Raw genomic sequence first — 22,891 nt, forward strand, 5'->3', positions numbered from 1 at the left:
GATGACGAGTGAAGAAAAAATTAGAAGTGCGTTTGAAAATAAGGATTGGCAAGAGATAAAAGTGACTGACTCTTGGCAAATTTTTAAAATAATGGCCGAGTTTGTAGACGGCTTCGAAAAACTAGCCAAAATTGGTCCGTGTGTGACCATTTTCGGTTCAGCACGTACACCAGAAACTCACCAATACTATAAAATAGCAGAACAATGCGGTAAATTACTTACCGAACGAGGTTACGGAGTGATTACCGGTGGTGGTCCTGGAATTATGGAGGCAGGAAATAAAGGCGCCTATACCAATGGTGGAAAGTCTGTTGGTCTTAATATAGAGCTTCCGTTCGAACAATTCCACAATAAATACATTGACCATAACAAACTATTGGAATTTGATTATTTTTTTATCCGCAAGGTTATGTTTATGAAATATAGCCAAGGCTTTGTGGTATTACCCGGAGGATTTGGAACCATGGATGAGCTGTTCGAGGCACTTACACTAATTCAGACAGGAAAAATTGCGCGCTTCCCTATTATTTTGGTTGGTAAAGATTATTGGACAGGCTTAATAGACTGGATCAAAAATGTGATGCTAAAAACAGAGCATAACATACACGAAGAAGATTTAAACCTATTTCGTTTGGTAGATACTGCTGAAGAGGCTTCAGAGCATATTTTTAGGTTCTACAATAAATACGTACTTAAACCCAATTTTTAAGACTCGGAAATAATTTTTTCCTCAGGATGTGGTATTATTATCTTTTAAACGTCAAATAGATATACGTTTCATTTAATCGATGTAACAAAAAAACAATACAAAGATCGTAACGATATAACGGAAGGAATTTTAATGAATTACGACTTTAATTGGAATAAGGACGCATTTGATAGTAAATACCAAGTGGTAAGTCAAGGAATGCTGAAATATGCCCTTAATTTCGAGTCTTGGCATAATTCGGCTATTGCCACAACGCAAACAGGAATATATCTTTTTAAAACACAAGGTTTTAGTAAAGCAGAGAGTTTGCTTGTAGACAATAGAAATCAGGTACTTGCGGTAATTTCTTTTAACCTTATTTCTTTAAATGCGACGGTTAAATTTACAAACGGAGACGAATATAAATTTTTGTATCGAAGGAATTGGATTTCTGAATGGAGTTTGAATAACGGTACCGATAAGCAGGTATTTTATAAGGCAAGAACCGGAAGTGGGCTCATTAAAAGCAATTCGGATGACGAGCTTTTGATAATGACAGGTTTGTACATCAGAGAATATTTTTCTAGATTATTGCTGCTTTTCGTGGGATTGATTCTTATAGGGCTTTTTATTAGAGGAAGCTTTTAAGTTAAGTTATAGTTTCGTAAGCGCTAAATTTCCTTCATCAATATGCCCTAAAACAATATCGTTTTATTGAATCCACCATAGGTAGGTAAAAATCAAAATCAACAATGACCATCTTTTTGAGTAAATAAACCGCAAATCTATTTGTTAAGAGGCTTTGAAATTGTAGATTTGAGCAAATTCTAGCAAATGAACATTCACGAATATCAGGGTAAGCAAATTTTAAAAAGTTTCGGCGTAAAGATTCAAGAAGGAATAGTTGCCGATACACCAGAACAAGCAATTGAAGCTGCAAAGCAACTTAAAATAGATTATAATTCTGACTGGGTTGTGATAAAAGCGCAAATTCATGCTGGTGGCCGTGGAAAAGGTGGTGGTGTTAAGCTGGCTAAAAATTTGGATGAAGTTAAACAACGTGCGACAGATATTATCGGCATGCAGTTGGTGACGCCGCAAACCGGTCCTCAGGGAAAATTGGTTAGCAAAATTTTGGTTGCTCAAGACGTGTATTATCCTGGAGCCTCAGCAACCAAAGAATTTTATGTGAGTGTACTGTTAGACCGCGCAAAAGGTCGTAACATTATAATGTATAGTACAGAAGGGGGAATGGATATTGAAGAAGTAGCCGAACACACTCCACATCTAATTTTTAAGGAAGAAATCGACCCAAAAGTTGGTTTACAAAGTTTTCAGTCTAGGAAAATCGCGTTTAATTTAGGGCTTACCGGTGCTGCACACAAAGACATGGTGAAATTTATTACCTCTTTGTACAAAGCATACGACGCGACAGATTCTTCTATGTTTGAAATTAATCCTGTATTAAAAACTAGCGACGATCAGGTGATTGCCGTAGATGCAAAAGTTAATCTAGATGAGAACGCATTGTTTCGGCATCCAGATTATGCGGCCATGAGAGATGTTACAGAAGAAGATCCGATGGAAGTTGAAGCAAGCGCAAGCAACCTAAACTTCGTTAATTTAGATGGAAATGTTGGCTGCATGGTTAATGGAGCGGGATTGGCGATGGCAACAATGGACATTATAAAACTCGCCGGTGGCGAGCCTGCAAATTTCTTAGACGTGGGTGGAACCGCAAATGCTCAAACAGTTAAAGCAGCCTTCAATATTATTTTAAAGGATCCAAACGTTAAAGCAATTCTAATAAATATTTTTGGTGGCATTGTCCGGTGCGATCGTGTGGCGCAAGGAGTTATAGATGCCTACAACGAAATTGGAGACATCCCTGTGCCTATTATTTGTAGACTACAAGGTACGAATGCCGAGGAAGCTAAGGCATTGATAGATAATTCTGGCCTAAAAGTTTATTCTGCGATTGCGTTAAAAGAAGCTGCAGATTTGGTTAGCAAAGTGCTTGCAGCCTAATTAAAAAAAAATAATTATAATATAGGGCATTTCTGGCTGCAAGTTGCTTGCCGGATGCCCTTTTTTAGTATATAAATACTTAAACTTACGGTCTGTTTAGTGCCGACAGCGCGCGCGTATTAGCTACTATTTTTTGGATGTTTTATGCGATCTTGTGAGCCAGTTAATTATTCAAACCGAAATTTGTTTAAATATTTCCGGTCGTAACTTTCTTAAAACATACTAGTCACGTGTGCCCGAAAGGTATGGATAAAAGTCATCAATGCTTACAGGCCTGTAAAAAAAAAAAACGAACGATTGTGAACGAGCAACCTTATTGATGAATATTGTTGTCTGTGAGCGAAGTCGGATCATATCCATCGATTAACAAATTAAACTGAGTTGTAGTATTTAGTGCTGACTACAGATTTTTTTTTATGACTATAGAAATAGCCACATCAAAAATGAAGAAAGAATTCTCTAATTTTTTTTCTTAAAAAATTACTTTTTAAAATTACCGATTGTCATTAAATAATTGAAAATAATTATTTTTTAATCCATTGAAGGTGAGTTTAAAGCGATTTTTTTTGGTTTTAAGTGAAAAATATTTTCAATTATCGCATGTAATTTCGTAACATTGCAATCGCAAAAATAAGTAAATTTTGCAGGGCCTATAGCTCAGCTGGTTAGAGTAGAAGACTCATAATCTTTTGGTCCCTGGTTCGAGCCCAGGTGGGCCCACGTTAAAAGCCGCTTCAAGTTTTGGAGCGGCTTATTTTGTTTTATTGCGATTCTAACTATTCTATACTTTTTAATAAATGGGATCAAATCTCAATCGCCATCAAAAAAATTTGGCTATTCTAAAATACCAAACGTTTCATATCCCAACAGGTATCTATCTCAAAAAGAAATAATTATACACAGATCTACTTTTATAAAATGACAAGAATTTTTTATCCTAAAAAAACGGGTATTATAGCTGTAAATTCAAGGAATATTTACGCCTGTTTTGAACAACTACAGTCCGATAGAAGTAAAACAGATGTAGCCATTGATGATCATAAAAGCAAAAGACGGCAGAGATTCTAAAAACCCATCTTTCATTTTGATACGTACACCAAATCCAATTAACATGAGCGTAGCGAGGCCTCCTGACGAAATGCTTAAAGCCGGTTGCCATATCAAGCCAATCAATAATCCAAAGCCGCCAAGCAACTGTAAACATCCAATCAAATTTCTGAATTTCTCCAATTTGTAGCGTTCAAATTCCTCTTTCATACCCGACTTAGTGAAAAAAGTCAATCCGTAATAAAGAAATGAAAAAGCAGATACCAGCGTTAAAAAGTTTAGCAACATCTTAATTTGTTGTTCCAAAATGAACCCATGCCGCGAATAACGAAAGCAATAGCAATATAAAAGACGGGATATACTTAGATAGTGGATGATTCACCTTTATGTGCGCTACTTGAGCACACAACATTAAACCTGCCATTAAGAGTGCAGGAATTAATACCAGTTTTGGGTACCAAATGCCAGCGACTAAAAGTGTCGATAATGCTATTTTCGTAGCTCCTACAAAATTTCTAGTCAAGTTTGAGAGACCGTATTCTTTAAATTCCACGACGAGGTTGTCGTAACGAATAATCCAAACGTACGCGATGGAAATAGCTATGATTAGCTGGGCAAAAATTGAAAGTGTATACATGTGTTTGGGTTAATTTATACGATTGAGTGAGTGGCAGTTCATTTCTTTTTTGAGTGCTGCTGCTTTATCTGAACAGAAAAAAGTGCAACCGCAAATCCAATATACAATACGCTCACTATTACTGTGAGGATGATCAGGTCTAAGTTTTCCATATTAATCTTTCTTTTTAGTATTAAAATAAATAAGTAAACCAATCATAGTGGGCGGCCACAAGCCGATGAAAATGGCTCGTTCATGATCTTTGAGGACTATGTAATAATACTCAGAAATAAAAATGATCGCGATGATCATAGTTAAAATGGCAAATTCGATTTTTGAAAATTTATTCATTATTTTTATTTTTAGCAATGTAATTGTAGACGAAAACGAACGGTCTTTTAATCTAACAGAAAACTAGACGATAACAGATATAATTGCCATGCATACGAGCTTTGATAGTAAGTGGTAAAACTTAAGTTTTATTCACCAGGTTCATAAACCACTGGTAAGGCATTAATGGGACTTAATTATGCCCTTTTAATCGCTTCTGGATCTGCGGGAAAGAATGAAAAATATTTTATTGAGTTAAAAATATATATTTTTCACTAATGGCCTAAATAAACCTGCCGTAGAATTGCATTGTTAGAACACGAGGACCTTGAAATTGTTTCAGCAGAAAGAGTAATACTTTGTTTCCATTAAAAGTGACTAATTTGGGGTAATTCCACCAGACATAAAATGACATTTTTTTCAGGCTATCCAAGGGATTGTCCAAATCGTTTTCCTAATTGCGCAACTTTCTTTGATGAAACCTATCTCATCTTTCATTAAATCTAAGTATTCGTTCAACAAATATTAGAGCAGTTTAAGTGCTTATATTCCATATATGCTTTTGGCTAAATTTGCCAATATAACTGAATGAATAAAATTTAAATGTTTAATTATCAACGACTTAAAAATTATTTGTTATACCTACTTTTAAGTATTTTTCAATTCTGTGTTGCAAATTCGATTTTTTCTTCGGAAGTTTATTTAACCAAATCTAAATGTCGATGAAAATACTAAAGACAATTGGTTTCTTGCTACTTTTTGTCTTAGTAGCCGTAATCGCCGCCGGAACTTACGTTAACTTTGCGCTGCCAAACACTGGGCCTGCGCAACAAATACAAATTGCGCGTACGAACGAAAGACTTGAGCGAGGTAGATACTTGGCTAACCATGTAACTGCTTGTATGGACTGTCACAGTACCAGAGATTGGACAAACTATGCAGGCCCCATCCTTCCAAAAAGCCTAGGTGGTGGTGGCGAAATGTTCGATGAAAAAATGGGTTTTCCGGGAAAAATTTTCGCTTCAAATATTACTCCACATGGACTGTCGAACTGGACTGACGGTGAAATTCTTAGAGCCGTTACCACTGGAGAAACAAGCGATGGAAGAGCACTTTTTCCATTGATGGGCTACGAAAGGTTTGGTAGAATGGATAAAGAGGATATTTTGTGTATTATAGCTTACGTTAGGTCGTTAGCTCCTATAAATAAAGAAGTGCCTACCACCAAACTTAACTTTCCCGTAAACTTTATAACTAAAACGATTCCAAAACCGGCTTCATTTCAAAAACGCCCTGCTTCAACAGATGCTGTAAGATATGGTGGTTACTTAGTAAACGCCGCGGGTTGTGTAGAATGCCACAGTAAATCAGATAAAGGTAAGGTAATTGCGGGAACCGAATTTGGTGGTGGAATGGAATTTAACTTGCCCTCTGGCACCTTAAGAGCACCGAATATTACAAGTGACGAAAAAAATGGTATTGGTTTATGGAGTAAAGAAAATTTCATTAAACGTTTTAAGATTTTTGAGGATAAGGATTATAAATCTCCAAAAGTAGGAATGACAGTAAACAACACTGTAATGCCTTGGACGGTTTTTTCTGGCATGACAGAGACCGATTTAGGCGCAATTTACTCGTATCTAAGAAGCGTAAAGCCAAGTTCAAACAAAGTGGTTGTTAGAACATTTGATAGCGCCCACAACTAGTTAAAAGTTTACTTTTCTAATTCCTTTTTTTTAATCTTGCTGGGAAGATCACAATTGATGGAAAACTCCTACAACAATTTTTTATTATTTTACCTTCGAAAAGTAAGGAAGTCGATCGAGCGGTACCTCAATTTGTATGGTTTTATCACCTTTAATAATCTCGCCTTTATCACTTTTCCACGTGCCCTTAGGTAAAATTACCTTTCGTCTATGCTGTTTTTCTACCGCAGGCGCTACTAAAATATTTTTGCCGAGCATAAATTGATCTTTAATTTCTTCATATCCATTGTCCGGAAATGCCAAAGCCATCGGACTAACGATCGGTTCGCCAGTTATTGAAGCATTTTTAGCCAACTCTAAAATTAAGGGGCCCATTTTTTCATGTAACTTAGCCGCTTCTAAACACAATTTTTGATTCTTTTTTGAAAGGACGCGCCAGGGGGCAACAGAAAACTGCATCATTGGCATTAGCGCATGAACTTGTGCCGATCTTACAATTAACTCTCCATCTATTTTAGCGCCTTCTGTGAAGGAAGAAAATTGGCCTCCACCTATTAAATCAGGGCAAGTATATGCGTAGCCCATCAAACTCTGTGAACTTATTTCTGGGATTAACTTTTGTAAATCAGCCCAACTATGTCCCTTATCACTGAGCCGTTGAGCCAAAGGCAAGCCTGCCATTTTCCAAGATGCGCGATATTCGTTTAGCGGATAAGCTAAACCAATTTTCGCAAAATTGGTAGTCTGGTCGTTTGGAACGCCTGGAATAAATGAGGAAACATTGCTGTAAAACCTAGCATCGCCAGCATCAAATTTAAAACCATCTACATTGTAAGCGGTTTGTAAGTAGTCTAGTTTGCCTTTAAACCATTTTTCTGCCTGCGGATTACTTAAATCTAAACAGGCGCTTGCGCCATTCCACCAACGAATTATTGCTGCATAACTTTTGTCTTCGTCACCATTGCGCACAGCTTTTTCCCTATTTTTTAAGAGTAAACCCTTTTCTTCCAGTGCTCGAAACTCCTTTGAATCGGCACTAATAAATGGACAAACCCATAACATTACCTTGAAACCCATGGTATGAAGTTTTTCCATCATTGCCTTTGGATCTTTAAACCGTCGTGGAGAAAAATCCCAAACTCCATAATTTTCCTGCCAGGTGTCGTCCAACATCAACACCCCAGGAGCATATCCATTGTCGACTATTTGCTTTGCATAATTTAAGATATCGACCTCGTTTTGATTGTATTGTAGTTCGATCCAAGTATTGAATTGAGGTCTGATAAAAAGCATTTCAGACGGGATTTTTCCACTGGGCGGGAATATTTTTTTAACAGCAAACTGATAAACGTCTCTTAAATTGACACCAACCTTGCCTGCGGTGATTTTACCCACTCTCGTCGTCACCGTAAGTACGCCTTCCTTAAAAATGTATTTTATAGGTTGTTCACTCCAAATATATCTGCCTTTGTTAGACAGCAAAAATGATTCTGCTTGGTTTTCATAATTGTTTCCCCACAAGTCATAACTTTCATCCGAATTGAGATCATAAGGCATTTTATAGCCCTGCGAACTTAACCCGCCCCACCATTTCTCGCCCATTATTAATTGCAGTCTAACAGAATCGGCAGCTTGGCCAAACGAAAAATTTACGAACAGGAAGGAGGAGCAGAAAAAAAATAAAAGTTGTTTTTTCATAAGTGCGATGTTAAACAATAAAATTTAAATTTCGAGAACAAAGGTTATCTGAAATTGCAAGTAAATGCTGGTGGATTCAAAATCTTATTTTTATATCAAATTCTTTATATTTTGAATTAAGATCTTGAACTTTCGAAGAATACTTTACTAAATTTCAACTACTTTAGCGCGAGCAATATCAACCTTTATACTAAATAAAAGACTTGGATTTGCAAACCCAAATCACATGACATTCAAAAAAATCACTGTTTTATCGGCGTTAACCTGCATTTGTTTCTCTATATCAGCGCAAATCACTAAAGAGAAATCGATTTACAATCCATTAAATCTGTTTGCACAAAATGCATATACAAAGAACGGGAACGAGTTTCGATCTGCGGACGGAGCGCCGGGCAGTGAGTACTGGCAGAATAGGGCAGATTATCAGCTTAGTGCAGCTATTGATACTCTAGAAAACTCGCTAACCGGTATCGAAACCATACATTATACAAATAACAGTCCAAATGGACTTTCATCACTTTGGTTAGAAATAGGACAAAATATGTACCGTGCCGATGCACGTACTAACTTCTATTTAGAAGCAGCCAAAAATTTCAGTGCTTCAGAAAACACCCACACAAATGGCTATCAATTTACAACAGTCAACCTGACGTACAGAGGAAAAAAGTTTAAGGCAGATTATGTGGTTAATGATACTAGGATGCAGATTCGCTTACCGGAAATTTTATCGTCGAAAGAAAAGATAGACATTCATATAGATTACAGCTATGTGATTCCCGGTGCATTTGGTGGAAGAACCGACTTTTTTGATACTAAAAATGGAAAAATATACGAAATAGCACAATGGTATCCACGGATGTGTGTCTTTGACGATCTACACGGATGGGATACACTGCCATTTCTAGGAAGCGGCGAATTTTATTGTGAATATGGCGATTTCGACTATACAGTTAATGTTCCTAACGGGGTGATTGTTGCCGGAGCGGGGGACTTACAAAATGAAAAAGAAGTGCTGTCAACTCAGCAATCAGCTCGTTTCGCAAACGCTAAGCAGAGTGATAAAACTGTAATGATTCGTTCGGCACAGGACGTAATTAGCGAAAATAAATTGGAACTGAAGGGAACCAGAAACTGGCATTTTAAAATGTTAAACACCCGAGATGTTGCTTTTGGCGCTTCAAAAGCCTATATCTGGGACGCCGCAAAAGTAAATTTACCTAATGGCAAAACAGCATTGGCGATGTCGGTTTATCCGGTAGAAAGTGCGGGGATCGACGCGTGGACTAGGGCTACAGAATATTTAAAGAAATCGATGGAGTATTTTTCCGATAAATGGTTTATTTATCCCTATCCTGTCGCCATAAATGAAGCTGGTATTGCAGGCGGAATGGAATATCCCGGAATTGTATTTGACGGATGGAAAGACAAAGGCGATGAACTTTATTGGGTTACGGCACATGAAATTGGACATAATTGGTTTCCTATGATTGTTGGTAGCAACGAACGACGCTATGCATTTATGGATGAAGGTTTTAATACTTTTATAGACATTTATGCTGCAGATGATTTTAACAAAGGCGAGTATGCGCCAAAAAGAGATGGAGAATATGCGCCTGGCAAGGGAAATCCAGCAGATGAGATTATCCCATTATTAAAGGATAAAGATGCACCCAACATGATGGCAAGAGCAGATATGCTCACTGAGAAATACCGCCATCCTTTGGTTTACTTTAAGCCGGCATTTGGTCTTGTGCTGCTGCGCGAAGAAATACTAGGAAAAGATCGGTTTGACTATGCTTTTAAAAAATACATAGCACGTTGGGCTTTTAAACATCCGTCACCTGATGATTTTTTTAGAATGATGGAAAGTGAAGGCGGCGAAGATCTTTCCTGGTTTTGGAAAGAATGGTTTTATAACAATTGGGAATTTGATGTGGCGGTTCAATCTGTTGTATATACGGATAAGGATGTTACAAAAGGAGTCGACATTACTTTGGCAAATTTGCAACAGATGGCTTTGCCAGTCACGCTTGAAGTAATTTTAAAAGATGGAAGTAAAACAGTTTTGAAATTACCTGTAGAAACTTGGATGCAGAGCGGCACTCACACCGTTCATCTTCCAACTACACAACCTGTAGAGTCTGTCATTGCAGATCCAGAACATAAACTGCCAGACAGTGACAGAAGAAATAATATTTGGAAGGGATAATTAGTAGCTGAATCAGTTGATTTAAAAATGTAATGTGGCTATATAAATGATGAAGCTAGATTTTTGAGTTCGCAATTTGATTCTGTTTTGACAAAATAATAATTAACTTTTCGAATTCGGAATAGCGTAAGGGAGTAAAAATTGCGCAAAAAAAACTCCTTGACATTTCTGCAAGGAGCTAAATTTTATTTAGGATAATTATTTTTTGGATATCTTATACAATTTTCCGCCATCTGTTACAGTATAGAGTGCTCCATCTTTTCCCTCTGCCATATCTCTAAAGCGCTCGTTTTGATCAACTAATAAACGCTCCTCTCCCACTACTTTATCGTTTTTAATCACTAGCCGGGCAATGTGCTGACCGCCAAGCGCGCCCATAAATAGGTTTCCTTTCCATTCAGGAATTTTATTACTGTCGTAGAAAGCCATACAACCTGGAGAAATACTCGGATTCCAATAATAAATAGGTTGTTCCATTCCGGCTTTCTGTGTAATGCCTTCACCAACCATTTTGCCGCTATATTCTGTTCCATAAGTGATTACTGGCCATCCATAGTTTTTACCTGGTTTAATGATATTTACCTCATCTCCTCCCTTGGGGCCAAACTCCGCTTCCCATAAATCTCCAGTTTGTGGATTGATTGCAAAACCATCAGGATTCCGAAAACCATAGGCGTAGATCTCTGACCTAGTATTTGCCATCCCGGCAAATGGACCGTTTGGCACAGCTTTACCATCAGGAGTAATATGAATTACCTTGCCCAACGAAGAATCCAAGGATTGTGCTTGCATACGAATATCAGCACCAGAACGTTCTCCCGTACTTACAAATAAATTCCCGATTTTATCGAATACAATTCTAGAACCGTATTGCAACTTACCTTTGTAAGATGGCGTTGCTCTATAAATAATCTTTTGATCCTCAACAACGGTTTCGTCAGCTGACAATTTACCCTTCGCAACAGCTAACAACACAGATTCATCATCCTGTGGCTCTGAAAATGTCCAGTAAATCATCCTATTTTGAGCAAATTTTGGATCTATTGCCACATCTAATAATCCTCCCTGACCATCTGCATTCACTTTAGGCAAACCTTCTATCGTCTTTTGAGCAGTTCCATCTGCGCTTAAAATAACCATTGTCCCCTGCTTCTGAGAAATTAAAAACCTTCCATCTGGCATAATAGATAATCCCCAAGGCGATTTCAAAGCACTATTGATTACTTCTACCTTGATTGGAGTTTTAGTTACAACGCCTTTAGCACGTGTCTGCCCATCGAAAGCAGGTTTAAAATCTGCCGTGGCGGGTTTAGTTTCCACTGGATTTTGAGCACAGGCAACATTCAAAGAACCGGCGCCCATCAGCAGGAGTATTGAAAAGGCACTGATTTTAATTTTCTTTTTCGGTAAATAATTCATAGTATTTTTATAAAAAGACAATCAAAAAAAGCCCAGCAAGATCATCGAGCTGGGCGTAAATTTTATAATAATTAATTTAAAACTAAACCAACTGTTTATTAAGTTTTTCAGCTAAAACTGATTTAGGTACTGCGCCAACTTGTTTATCTACCACTTCTCCACCTTTAAAAAACAATAAGGCAGGAATGTTTCTGATTCCAAATTGCATTGAAATTTGCGGATTGTTGTCAACGTTAACTTTACCTACAATGGCCTGACCATCGAAGTCTTTAGCCAACTCTTCTACCACAGGACCAACCATGCGACAAGGGCCGCACCATTCTGCCCAAAAATCTACCAATACCGGTTTATCTGATTTCAATACAACTTCCTCGAAGTTTGCATCTGTAATTTCTATTGCCATAATTTATCTTTTATTATCCAAATGTAGTAATTCAATAGTAATGCCAAGCCTTCCTCTATGCCAATTTGACACTTTTTTGAGAGCGCATCGCTAAGCGTCCTTTATCGATATTTGACGGCGTCTAATCTTTAAAGTTTTCAATAAAGAAGATCCCTTATTATTGTTTTAATTTAACTTATAATTTACAACATGTAACTCCTTCAATTGTTCTAAAAATTTATTGTTGGGGTTTATTTTGATGCTTTTTGAAGGCAGTTCTACCCTAATATTTTTTTCTAAGTCGAATACCAGAAAATTCAGTGCACAATTTTGATGTTCTGTCGTCGCCCTGTTGTCTTCTACTAAAATTTCGATTTCCTCCATTAGTAGATCATCAACCTTATCCAATGGAACTTGAATGGTAATGCATTTAGCCAATTTGTCTCGCAAATCAGAAAGTAAGGCAATAGAGCCTATCTTAAATTCCCAATCGCCAGCTTTTCCAAAGCGCTCACCTACCCTTCCTCTAATCTGCAGAAAATATCCTTCTGTTAAAAATGATTTAAATTTAATAAAGTCCTCTCCAAAAAGTGCCAACTCGCAACTGTCATTGAAGTCTTCAAAAACAAAGGTGCCAAAAGGCTTTCCGTTTTTAGTAACACGTTGCGAAGCGGCTACTACGAGTCCACCCACACAAATATCTCTATTCTTTAGGGGCTCAAAATCTGCCAACACTTCTTCATTGCTGTCGCCCATACGCACTTTGTTAATGGTGGCGAGATTTTTTACGTTATGCGTGCAAAATAACTCAAGTTCTAATTTGTAGTTATCTAATGGGTGACCAGATAGAAAAATTCCAATTGCATCTTTTTCATATTTTAGGCGGTCTATCAGTGCCCATTCTGGCGAAACAGGTAAACTTGGTTCGAGAATCATATCAGCCTTTGAGCCACCAAAAAGTGAAGCTTGCGAAGTACTTTCATTCGCTTGAAAATCATTCGCATACTTAATTATTTTTTCTATACCATTCATTTTATCGTTGGGCCCGATGTAAAAATACTGAGCTCTATGTCCTCCAAAGGCATCTAATGCACCACTGTAAACAAAACTTTCGTAGGCCTTTTTGTTCACAACCCTAGTATTAGAACGTTTTGCAAAATCATATACACTCGCAAAATTCCCATTTTTAACCCGCTCATCTACAATGCTTTCTACAGCCTTCTCGCCAACGCCTTTAACCGCCGACATTCCAAATCGGACTTCCCCCTTTGCATTTACTGAAAATTTAAGATCGCTTTCATTCACATCCGGTCCAAGAACCACAACACCCATTTGTCGGCATTCCTCCATAAAAAATGCCACTTGCTTTATGTCGCTCATGTTATTGCTCAGAACTGCCGCCATATATTCTGCAGGATAATGGGCTTTTAAATAGGCGGTTTGATAAGCGATCCAAGCATAACAAGTGGAGTGGGATTTATTAAAGGCATAGGCAGCAAACGCCTCCCAATCTTTCCAAATTTTCTCTAATGCATCTTTTGCATGGCCTTTCCGTTCAGCTTGGTCGATAAATTTTGGCTTCATCTTATCTAAAACTGATTTTTGTTTTTTACCCATTGCTTTACGCAACACATCGGCCTCACCCTTAGTAAAATCCGCGAGCTTTTGTGATAAAAGCATCACTTGCTCTTGATAAACGGTAATGCCATAAGTTTCTTTTAAGAATTCTTCACAAGCATCTAAATCATATTTTATAGGTTCCTCACCGTTTTTCCTGCGTACAAAACTCGGGATGTATTCCATTGGTCCCGGTCTATAAAGCGCATTCATGGCAATCAAATCATCAAAAACGGTCGGTTTCAACTCTTTCATGTATTTCTGCATCCCAGGACTTTCGTACTGAAAAATACCGATGGTTTCTCCACGCTGAAAAAGCTCATATGTCAGCAAGTCATCAATCGGAAATTCGTCTGGATCTAACAAAATGTCATGTCGCTTCTTAACCAATTTAACGGTGTCCTTAATTAAAGTAAGCGTCTTTAGGCCAAGAAAGTCCATTTTTAACAAACCCGCGCTTTCTACAACCGAGTTGTCGAATTGGGTAACGTATAAATCAGAATCTTTTGCTGTTGCAACAGGTACAAAATTGGTAATGTCACTCGGTGTGATTATTACGCCACATGCATGAATACCAGTATTTCTTAATGAGCCCTCTAAAATTTGAGCTTGCTGAATGGTTTCTGCGGTTAAATCATTTTTGAGAAGCAGTGATTTTAACTCTACAACTTTTTCATATTCATCAGCTCTAAGGGCATCTTTTAGTTGTTTTTCATCTAAAGTAAAAATTTTTGCAAGCTTCATGTTTGGGATGAGCTTGGCAATCTTATCAGCCTCAAATAGAGGCAAATCTAACACTCTAGCTGTATCTCTAATGGAAGACTTTGCCGCCATAGTACCATAAGTGATGATTTGTGCTACCTGACTAGAACCGTACTTATTAATTACATAGTCCATCACCCGACCTCTTCCCTCATCATCGAAATCAATATCGATATCGGGCATCGATACACGATCCGGATTCAAAAAACGCTCAAATAGTAGATCGTATTTCAGTGGATCTATGTTTGTAATTCCAAGGCAGTAAGCCACAACAGAGCCTGCTGCAGACCCACGACCCGGCCCAACTGATACATCTCTACGGCGCGCTTCGGCGATGAAATCTTGCACAATTAAAAAATATCCCGGGTAACCGGTTTTTTCAATGGTTGCCAATTCAAAATCTAACCGATCTTTAATCTCTTGGGTAATGGCATCGTATCGCTTAGCTGCCCCTTCATACGTTAAATGACTTAAAAATTTGTTTTCTCCTCTTTTTCCACCGTCTGATGCATCATCAATAACCAAAAATGCTTCTGGAATGTCAAATTTTGGAAGTAATACTTCCCTAGCTAATTTATAAGTTTCAATCTTGTCTACAATTTCTTTGATGTTAAAAATTGCTTCAGGTAAGTCTGCAAAAAGATTTTTCATCTCTTCTGCCGATTTAAAATAATATTCTTGGTTTGGAAGTCCGAATCTAAAGCCACGCCCCCTACCTATTGGTGTACCTTGCTTCTCCCCATCCTTTACACAAAGTAAAATATCGTGTGCGTTTGCATCTTTTTTATTGATGTAGTACGTATTGTTGGTGGCAACTAATTTAACCTGATGTTTTTTTGCCAACGCGATAAGGTCTTTATTTATCCTATCTTCATCTTCTTGTTGATGACGCATCAATTCAACATAAAAATCATCTTCAAAGGTTTGCTTCCACCATTGTAAAGCATCCTCGGCCTGTTTTTCGCCTAGATTTAAGAGCTTGCTAGAAATTTCGCCGTATAAATTTCCAGAAAGAACAATGATGTCATCTTTATAGATTTCGACGATTTTTCTGTCTATTCTTGGGACATAATAGAAGCCTTTGGTATAGGCGATAGAAGACATTTTGGCCAAGTTATGGTAGCCCTTTTTATTTTTGGCTAAAAATACCATTTGATAGCCGTCGTCTTTATGACTTCTATCTAAATGATCATCACAAACAAAGAATTCTACGCCGACAATCGGCTTCAAAGGACTTTCTGTCGGCTCTTTTCCGTCTCCAATCAAAGCTGCATTTTTCTCTTCGACTGCTTTATTGTGGTTTATTGTTTGTGCAACAAAATGAAAAGCACCCATCATGTTTGCGTGATCGGTAATTGCAACGGCTGGCATTTTCAAATCTGCCGCTGCATTAATCAAATCGCTGATGCTTATGGTACTTTGTAGCACAGAAAACTGTGTATGGTTATGAAGATGGGAAAAATCGGCCGAAACCAACTCTTGTTTATTTTCGGCGATGTCCTCTTTTGAAATACCTGCGCCTTCGCTTTTGTATAAACGTTTCCTAATTTCATCAGATGCGATTTTTAAATTGATGTGTTTAACACCAAAACTTTTAATTTGCTCAGGATTTGTCTCTTTAAACTTAGGGAAATATTCCGCATCGACCAATAACTGCTCTTTTGAAAAGCTGCCAATCCTAATCAGTTCAAAAAAGCATTTTGATGTAGCCTCTACATCTGCTGTTGCATTATGTGCCTCGTTAAATGGAACACCAAACAGGTATTGATGAAGTTCTGTAAGTGTTGGTAATTTAAATCTGCCACCTCTACCACCAGGCAGTTTTAACAGTCCCGCGGTTATTTCTGTACAGGTATCTAATAAAGGGATTTCAGTTAAGTTTTGGTTTATGCCAAAGCGGAAAAACTCGGCGCCCATAATGTTTACGTCAAACCCTAAATTCTGGCCAACAATAAACTTAGTTTTTAATAGGATACGCTGAAATTTCTCTAAAACTTCTTCAATAACGATTCCGCTTTCCTCTGCCAGTTCGGTAGAAATACCGTGTATTCTTTCCGCATCGTAAGGAATGTTAAAACCTTTGGGCTTTACTAAATAACTTTCATGCGCTACCAACCTACCCATTTCATCATGCAACTGCCATGCAATTTGGATACAACGAGGCCAATTCTCTACATCAGAGATTGGAGCGTTGTAATTACGTGGCAATCCGGTTGTTTCGGTATCAAAAATGAGGTACATGGTAAATGGGGTAATTTCTCCAGATGGAAGTAAAAATCGATTCCAAAAATAGGAAAAATAGCATCTAAGCTTGTCAAAATTTTATCAACAATTGCTTAAAAATAATCCAGGCAAAAATGGTTATACAGACTAATCAGGCATAAATTATAGCCACACCACAGTCATTACTCGATTAAAAAGCAGGCTAACAATTAATTTTTTTTACTACATTGGGGGCGCTTTTAAGAAAAAAATTATGAGAAAAACCTTTTCTATTCTAATCATTCTCACAGCCTTTGTAGTTTGTGCCAAGGCACAAGTTGTCAACCTTTCAACCGGTTGGAAATTTACAACCGGTGACAGTAGTGCGTATAACATGAAAACATTCGATGACACATCTTGGCAAAGCATAGCGCTTGGAGAAAGTTGGGAAATGCAGGGACATGCAAATTACGATGGTTTTGGCTGGTATCGAATTCATTTTCGATTGCCATCTGTAATGAAACAGAAGGCCTTCTTAAAAGACAGTGTAATGTTGAGTTTAGGAGATATAGACGATGGAGATGAAGTTTACTTAAACGGACAATTAATTGGGAAAAACGGCAACGGCGGCGGTGACGATATAAAACGCGGTTTATATGGCAGAAGGATTTACAAAATAGCGGCAAACAACCCTGCGCTATATTGGGATGAAGAAAATTTGTTGGCTGTGCGTGTATACGATAGCGGCGGCGCGGGAGGGATTACAGGGAGCGGCTTCTTCATTCGTATGATAGACGTTACAGATGAGCTGAAAATTGATTTAGGTGGAGATATGGTGTTAACGGGAAGCAATAATTTCTCGCAGACCATAACTGTTGCTCCAACGACGAATAAAACGTACAGAGGTCAACTTTCTATAAGTTTTACTGATCCTGAAAGCCATAAAAAATACGCAGAACGCCTTGTTTCTGTACAGACATCGCAACGCAAACCCTTTAAATTTACGTTCAAAGAAAATATGCCTATGGCAAAATCTTACGTCTTAACTTATGCTTTTAAGGAACTAACTTCGGGAAAGACACTAACGGCAACTATACTTACTCCTTATATTTTAACCCCAAAAGTAAGCTTGCAGCCAAAAATAAATGGTGCCTCCGTTTATGGAGCGAAAGCTGGTAATGCATTTTTATTTAAAATACCTGCGACGGGCAAACTTCCTTTAATTTACGAAGCGGCGAATTTGCCAGCAGGATTGAGTTTGGATAAAGAAACTGGTATTATCTCAGGCGTAACCCCAAAGGATGGTGAATATGCAGTTACATTATCCGTTAAAAACGAGCTTGGTTCAGTTGATAAAACCTTAAAAATTAAAGTGGGGAACTTAATTGGCCTAACACCTACACTTGGTTGGAATAGTTGGAATGCTTGGGGACTTAGCGTGAGCTCGGAAAAAGTAATGATTTCTGCCAAACAAATGGCTGATAAATTGAGTAGGCATGGTTGGGGATACATAAACATAGATGATGGTTGGGAAGCCGAAGCGCGTGCATCGGATGGAGAAATAGTCGCGAATGAAAAATTTCCAGATATGAAAGCATTGGCGGATAGCGTTCATGCATTAGGCTTAAAAATTGGCATTTATTCTTCGCCCGGACCAAAAACCTGTGGTGGCTACTTGGGAAGCTATCAGCACGAAATGCAAGACGCTAAGACTTATGCAAACTGGGGAATTGACTATTTAAAATACGATTGGTGTTCGTATTCAGACATAACCGGTCCGAATCCAGATTTACCAACATTAAAAAAACCATATCAATTAATGCGTACAGCCCTAGATGTGGCAAACCGAGACATTATATTTAGTCTTTGTCAATACGGTTGGGGCGATGTATGGAAATGGGGTGCAAGCGTTGGTGGAAATAGCTGGCGAACAACGGGTGACATTGTGGATACTTGGAGCAGCATGTCTGGCATTGGTTTTAATCAAGAAAATATGGTGAAGGACGCGGAGCCTGGTCATTTTAACGATCCAGATATGCTGGTGGTTGGTAAAGTGGGCTGGGGTCCAAATTTGCACAATACGCGTCTAACTCCTGATGAACAATACACACACATTAGCTTATGGGCTATGCAGGCCGCGCCATTACTAATCGGATGCGACATGGGTCAGCTGGATAATTTTACACTTAATCTGTTAACAAATGATGAAGTATTGGCCATCAACCAGGATGAACTTGGGTTGGCTGCAAGGCAGGTAATTAAAACGCCAGCGTATCAAATATGGATTAAAGATTTAAGCGATGGCACAAAAGCGATTGGCGTCTTTAATCTTTCAGATCACTATCAGACAATTCCTATAAATTTGGATCAGATGAACGACGTTAAAGAATTAAACTGTAGAGATGTATGGAGACAAAAAGATATTGGGAAGTTTACTGCAATATCAAAATCAAGTATTCCGCCGCACGGAGTTTTGTTGTTAAAAACTTCTAAGTAGGAGAAGATTTAACATAAGTTTTTTAATCTCTTTTCTGGTTATCGTTGTTGATTTGTACTTTTGTCCGAAAATATAAAAAACAATGTTGCAAAGAAGAAAGATTAAAGATTTATTAGTTAGTGAAGACCTGAACGCTACAGTTACGGTTATGGGCTGGGTAAAAACGTTTCGTAATAACCAATTCATAGCTTTAAATGATGGGTCTTGTTTGTCTAACATTCAACTGGTTATCGCCCTTGATCTTTTCCCTGAAAGCTTAATAAAACGAATCACTACAGGTGCTGCAATTTCAGCGACAGGAACTTTGATCGCCTCTTTGGGTAAAGGACAAACGGTGGAAATTAAAGTGAGTGCACTGGAGATTTTAGGCGATAGCAACGCAGAAAAGTTTCCTTTACAACCCAAAAAACATAGTTTAGAATTTTTAAGAGAAATTGCCCACCTTCGTTTCAGGACAAATACATTCAATGCAGTTTTTAAAGTAAGGCATGCCTTATCCTTCGCCATTAATAAATTTTTTAATGACAAAGGATTTGTGTTGATGCATACACCAATTATTACCGCAAGTGATGCGGAAGGCGCGGGTGAAATGTTTAAAGTTACTACGTTGAATTTTGATAAAACACGCCGTAGTGCAGATGGAGCGGTAGATTTCTCAGAAGATTTCTTCGGTAGAGCGACAAATTTAACCGTATCAGGTCAATTAGAAGGAGAGCTTGCTGCAATGGCATTTGGGGAAATCTATACCTTCGGGCCAACTTTTCGGGCAGAAAATAGCAATACCACACGTCATCTTGCGGAGTTTTGGATGATTGAACCGGAAGTTGCTTTTGCAGATCTGGAAGACAACATGCAACTTGCGGAAGATATGATGAAGTATGTCATCAGCTATGCCAAAGAACACTGTGGGGAGGAACTATTTTTTCTAAACAATCGTTTGCTGGAAGAAGAGAAGCAAAAACCCCAAAACGAACGATCAGAACTCACTCTATTGGATAAGCTTCAGTTTTGTCTGGACAATGACTTTGAGCGGCTTACCTATACGGAAGCGATTGCAATTTTAAGATCTTCTAAACCAAATCAGAAAAAGCAGTTTAAATACTTGATAGATGAATGGGGCGCAGATTTGCAGAGTGAGCATGAAAGGTTCTTGGTCGAAAAACATTTTAAAAAACCTGTAATTCTAACGGATTATCCAGCAGACATCAAGTCATTCTATATGCGACAGAATGAACCTGATGAACAAGGAAGAAAAACTGTTGCAGCAATGGACATCTTATTTCCGGGAATTGGTGAAATGATCGGCGGATCTCAACGTGAAGAACGCTTGGAAATGCTTACAGAGAGGATGCGGGAATTGAATATTTCTGAAGAAGAACTGTGGTGGTATTTAGATACCCGAAGGTTCGGCACAGCACCGCATGCAGGCTTTGGCTTAGGTTTTGAGCGTTTAGTGCTTTTTGTTACAGGTATGACTAATATACGCGACGTAATTGCCTTCCCAAGATATCCGAAAAATGCGGAATTTTAAGGGCTACCGATCAAAATTCAGGAGGTTTAAATGTCGATTTCAAACCTATTTCGATCGATCTTAATTTTCCCCATCTAATAAGGTTTCAATGGGTTAAATTCACGTATTTATTAGGTCAAAACTTACCAACACATTCGGTAAAATGGCATATTTTGCTTATTTTTGATACTTATAGTTTTTAATTAAAAAATGAGCGAAGAACAAGAATCAAAGTCAAATTATTCGGCAGATAATATACAGGTTTTAGAAGGTTTAGAAGCGGTTCGAAAGCGCCCTTCGATGTATATTGGAGACACAGGCGTAAAGGGTTTGCACCATTTGGTTTATGAAGTTGTAGATAACTCTATAGATGAGGCGCTTGCGGGTCATGCCGATACAATTGATGTAATCATTTTAAAAGACAATTCCATAAGAGTTGAAGATAATGGTCGTGGAATACCGACAGGAATTACGAAAAAGGAAAATAAATCTGCTTTAGAAATCGTAATGACGGTTTTACACGCTGGTGGTAAGTTTGATAAAGACACCTACAAAGTTTCAGGAGGTCTTCACGGTGTTGGGGTAAGTTGCGTCAACGCGCTTTCAACACACTTGCGCGCAGAAGTGCATCGTGAAGGAAAAATATGGTTGCAGGAATATAGCATTGGCAAACCACTTTTCGATGTGAAAGAAATCGGCGTGACTGATAAGCGCGGTACCATTGTAACCTTTACACCAGATGCCAGCATCTTTACTCAAACAACAGAATATAAGTATGATACTCTGGCCGGTAGGTTAAGAGAGCTGGCTTTCTTAAATAAAGGCATTACGTTAAGTCTCACAGATGAACGTGAACCGGATGAAAAAGGAGAATTTGCCAAAGAGATTTTCCATTCTGATGGAGGTTTGAAAGAATTTGTTACATTTTTAGATGGTACTCGTGCGTCATTTTTACCCGAGCCCATTTACATAGACGGCATAAAAAATGGTGTACCCGTAGAATTGGCTTTCCAATACAACGACAGTTATGCCGAAAATGTGCATTCGTATGTAAATAACATTAATACACATGAGGGTGGAACGCACATTGCAGGTTTTAGAAGAGGTTTAACACGAACTTTAAAATCTTATGCAGATAAGTCTGGTTTGTTAAAAAACCTAAAAATGGAAATCACAGGTGATGACTTTCGTGAAGGTCTCACCGCTGTAGTTTCTGTTAAGGTTCAAGAACCACAATTTGAGGGGCAGACAAAGACAAAACTCGGAAATAGTGAAGTATCTGGCGCAGTAGATATAGCTGTAGGCGAGGCACTTGGTGCTTATTTGGAAGAAAACCCAAAAGAAGCCAGAATGATTATCGGCAAAGTGATCTTAGCGGCTACTGCTCGTGCAGCCGCCAGGAAAGCTAGAGAAATGGTTCAGCGCAAAAGCGTTATGGGCGGTTCTGGATTGCCCGGAAAATTGGCAGATTGTTCTGACAGCGATCCGGTAAAATGTGAGATCTACCTTGTTGAGGGAGATTCGGCGGGTGGAACTGCTAAGCAAGGACGCGATAGAAACATTCAGGCCATTTTACCTTTAAAAGGTAAAATTTTGAATGTGGAAAAAGCCATGGAGCATAAGATTTATGAGAATGATGAGATTAAAAATATGTTTACCGCCTTGGGTGTCAGCATTGGTACCGAAGAAGATAACAAGGTTTTGAATATCTCAAAACTACGCTACCACAAAATCGTAATCATGACGGATGCAGATATTGATGGCTCGCACATTACAACACTTATCTTAACATTTTTTTATCGGTATATGCGTGCTTTGATAGAGGCTGGATATGTTTACATTGCTTCCCCACCATTGTATCAGGTTAAAAAGGGTAAAGATTTTGAATATTGCTGGAACGATAAAGAACGCGATGCTGCCGTCCAACGTTTAAAAGGTGCAGGTAAGGAAGAAAGTGTCCACATTCAGCGGTACAAAGGTTTGGGGGAAATGAATGCGGACCAACTTTGGGAAACCACACTTAACCCGGCCACGCGTACTTTGTTGCAAGCAACCATAGAAAACGCTGCAGAATGCGATCATACGTTTTCCATGCTTATGGGCGATGAAGTTGCACCACGTAGAGAATTTATAGAGCGCAATGCAAAATATGCCAAAATTGACGCATAGAGTAAAAAATT

Annotated in this window: 15 protein-coding genes and 1 tRNA gene; 9 read left to right on the forward strand and 7 right to left on the reverse strand. The window is 38.3% G+C overall.

The window, feature by feature from the left end:
• The first annotated feature begins 1 nt into the window (after position 1).
• From ACVWYG_RS11015 to ACVWYG_RS11030, 4 genes are all read left to right on the forward strand, one after another.
• Positions 2-709 carry an LOG family protein gene (locus ACVWYG_RS11015; RefSeq protein WP_457270270.1) on the forward strand — a complete coding sequence of 236 codons (708 nt, stop codon included), beginning with the start codon at positions 2-4 and terminating at the stop codon, positions 707-709.
• A gap of 132 nt (positions 710-841) precedes the next feature.
• A complete protein-coding gene (locus ACVWYG_RS11020; protein ID WP_457270271.1) occupies positions 842-1,336 on the forward strand; it encodes a hypothetical protein in 495 nt (164 codons plus the stop codon).
• Between the two features lie 186 nt (positions 1,337-1,522).
• Positions 1,523-2,716, forward strand: a complete 1,194-nt coding sequence (sucC, locus tag ACVWYG_RS11025) for an ADP-forming succinate--CoA ligase subunit beta (RefSeq protein ID WP_457270272.1) — start codon at positions 1,523-1,525, stop codon at positions 2,714-2,716.
• 646 nt (positions 2,717-3,362) lie between these two features.
• Positions 3,363-3,436 (forward strand) — tRNA-Ile (locus tag ACVWYG_RS11030).
• Between the two features lie 276 nt (positions 3,437-3,712).
• Here the strand turns inward: ACVWYG_RS11030 and ACVWYG_RS11035 are convergent.
• The 3 genes from ACVWYG_RS11035 to ACVWYG_RS11045 form a co-directional block, all read right to left on the reverse strand.
• Positions 3,713-4,051, reverse strand: coding sequence for a DoxX family protein (locus ACVWYG_RS11035; RefSeq protein WP_457270273.1), 339 nt, complete (start codon positions 4,049-4,051; stop codon positions 3,713-3,715).
• Position 4,052: 1 nt separating this feature from the next.
• Positions 4,053-4,400, reverse strand: coding sequence for a DoxX family protein (locus ACVWYG_RS11040; RefSeq protein ID WP_457270274.1), 348 nt, complete (start codon positions 4,398-4,400; stop codon positions 4,053-4,055).
• Between the two features lie 153 nt (positions 4,401-4,553).
• Positions 4,554-4,730, reverse strand: a complete 177-nt coding sequence (locus tag ACVWYG_RS11045) for a hypothetical protein (RefSeq protein WP_457270275.1) — start codon at positions 4,728-4,730, stop codon at positions 4,554-4,556.
• Positions 4,731-5,431: 701 nt separating this feature from the next.
• On the opposite strand from ACVWYG_RS11045, the gene ACVWYG_RS11050 reads away from it, so the two are divergent.
• The gene (locus tag ACVWYG_RS11050) at positions 5,432-6,415 is read left to right on the forward strand and encodes a c-type cytochrome (protein WP_457270276.1); all 984 of its coding nucleotides are present in this window, start codon (positions 5,432-5,434) and stop codon (positions 6,413-6,415) included.
• Between the two features lie 84 nt (positions 6,416-6,499).
• On the opposite strand, the gene ACVWYG_RS11055 is transcribed toward ACVWYG_RS11050, so the two are convergent.
• Complete coding sequence (locus ACVWYG_RS11055; RefSeq protein WP_457270277.1) at positions 6,500-8,113, reverse strand: glycoside hydrolase family 31 protein; 1,614 nt, start codon at positions 8,111-8,113, stop codon at positions 6,500-6,502.
• 226 nt (positions 8,114-8,339) lie between these two features.
• Between ACVWYG_RS11055 and ACVWYG_RS11060 the strand changes: the two genes are divergently transcribed.
• Positions 8,340-10,322 carry a M1 family metallopeptidase gene (locus tag ACVWYG_RS11060; RefSeq protein WP_457270278.1) on the forward strand — a complete coding sequence of 661 codons (1,983 nt, stop codon included), beginning with the start codon at positions 8,340-8,342 and terminating at the stop codon, positions 10,320-10,322.
• Positions 10,323-10,520: 198 nt separating this feature from the next.
• Here the strand turns inward: ACVWYG_RS11060 and ACVWYG_RS11065 are convergent, their stop codons facing one another.
• The 3 genes from ACVWYG_RS11065 to dnaE all read right to left on the reverse strand — a co-directional run bounded on the left by ACVWYG_RS11065 (position 10,521) and on the right by dnaE (position 16,743).
• Positions 10,521-11,741 (reverse strand): PQQ-dependent sugar dehydrogenase, encoded by a 1,221-nt coding sequence (locus ACVWYG_RS11065; protein WP_457270279.1) that lies wholly within the window; start codon positions 11,739-11,741, stop codon positions 10,521-10,523.
• An 82-nt stretch (positions 11,742-11,823) separates the two neighbouring features.
• Positions 11,824-12,144, reverse strand: coding sequence for a thioredoxin (trxA, locus tag ACVWYG_RS11070; protein ID WP_457270280.1), 321 nt, complete (start codon positions 12,142-12,144; stop codon positions 11,824-11,826).
• 165 nt (positions 12,145-12,309) lie between these two features.
• Entirely contained in the window at positions 12,310-16,743 is a 4,434-nt protein-coding gene (dnaE, locus tag ACVWYG_RS11075; RefSeq protein WP_457270281.1) for a DNA polymerase III subunit alpha, read from the reverse strand.
• 235 nt (positions 16,744-16,978) lie between these two features.
• Here dnaE and ACVWYG_RS11080 point away from each other — a divergent pair, with 235 nt between their 5' ends.
• The 3 genes from ACVWYG_RS11080 (at position 16,979) to gyrB (ending at position 22,880) form a co-directional block, all read left to right on the forward strand.
• The gene (locus ACVWYG_RS11080) at positions 16,979-19,201 is read left to right on the forward strand and encodes a putative Ig domain-containing protein (RefSeq protein WP_457270282.1); all 2,223 of its coding nucleotides are present in this window, start codon (positions 16,979-16,981) and stop codon (positions 19,199-19,201) included.
• An 82-nt stretch (positions 19,202-19,283) separates the two neighbouring features.
• A complete protein-coding gene (gene asnS, locus ACVWYG_RS11085; protein WP_457270283.1) occupies positions 19,284-20,732 on the forward strand; it encodes an asparagine--tRNA ligase in 1,449 nt (482 codons plus the stop codon).
• 189 nt (positions 20,733-20,921) lie between these two features.
• A complete protein-coding gene (gene gyrB, locus ACVWYG_RS11090; protein ID WP_457270284.1) occupies positions 20,922-22,880 on the forward strand; it encodes a DNA topoisomerase (ATP-hydrolyzing) subunit B in 1,959 nt (652 codons plus the stop codon).
• The last annotated feature ends 11 nt before the right edge of the window (positions 22,881-22,891 follow it).

Source organism: Pedobacter sp. UYEF25 (genome assembly GCF_054061655.1).

Excerpts from the sequence above, each read along its gene's own strand:
- sucC (WP_457270272.1), top strand. The coding sequence starts at position 1,523 with ATGAACATTCACGAATATCAGGGTAAGCAAATTTTAAAAAGTTTCGGC.
- ACVWYG_RS11065 (WP_457270279.1), bottom strand. The coding sequence starts at position 11,741 with ATGAATTATTTACCGAAAAAGAAAATTAAAATCAGTGCCTTTTCAATA.
- ACVWYG_RS11060 (WP_457270278.1), top strand. The coding sequence starts at position 8,340 with ATGACATTCAAAAAAATCACTGTTTTATCGGCGTTAACCTGCATTTGT.
- trxA (WP_457270280.1), bottom strand. The coding sequence starts at position 12,144 with ATGGCAATAGAAATTACAGATGCAAACTTCGAGGAAGTTGTATTGAAA.
- ACVWYG_RS11035 (WP_457270273.1), bottom strand. The coding sequence starts at position 4,051 with ATGTTGCTAAACTTTTTAACGCTGGTATCTGCTTTTTCATTTCTTTAT.
- gyrB (WP_457270284.1), top strand. The coding sequence starts at position 20,922 with ATGAGCGAAGAACAAGAATCAAAGTCAAATTATTCGGCAGATAATATA.
- dnaE (WP_457270281.1), bottom strand. The coding sequence starts at position 16,743 with ATGTACCTCATTTTTGATACCGAAACAACCGGATTGCCACGTAATTAC.
- ACVWYG_RS11055 (WP_457270277.1), bottom strand. The coding sequence starts at position 8,113 with ATGAAAAAACAACTTTTATTTTTTTTCTGCTCCTCCTTCCTGTTCGTA.
- ACVWYG_RS11050 (WP_457270276.1), top strand. The coding sequence starts at position 5,432 with ATGAAAATACTAAAGACAATTGGTTTCTTGCTACTTTTTGTCTTAGTA.
- ACVWYG_RS11040 (WP_457270274.1), bottom strand. The coding sequence starts at position 4,400 with ATGTATACACTTTCAATTTTTGCCCAGCTAATCATAGCTATTTCCATC.
- ACVWYG_RS11015 (WP_457270270.1), top strand. The coding sequence starts at position 2 with ATGACGAGTGAAGAAAAAATTAGAAGTGCGTTTGAAAATAAGGATTGG.
- asnS (WP_457270283.1), top strand. The coding sequence starts at position 19,284 with ATGTTGCAAAGAAGAAAGATTAAAGATTTATTAGTTAGTGAAGACCTG.
- ACVWYG_RS11020 (WP_457270271.1), top strand. The coding sequence starts at position 842 with ATGAATTACGACTTTAATTGGAATAAGGACGCATTTGATAGTAAATAC.
- ACVWYG_RS11045 (WP_457270275.1), bottom strand. The coding sequence starts at position 4,730 with ATGAATAAATTTTCAAAAATCGAATTTGCCATTTTAACTATGATCATC.
- ACVWYG_RS11080 (WP_457270282.1), top strand. The coding sequence starts at position 16,979 with ATGAGAAAAACCTTTTCTATTCTAATCATTCTCACAGCCTTTGTAGTT.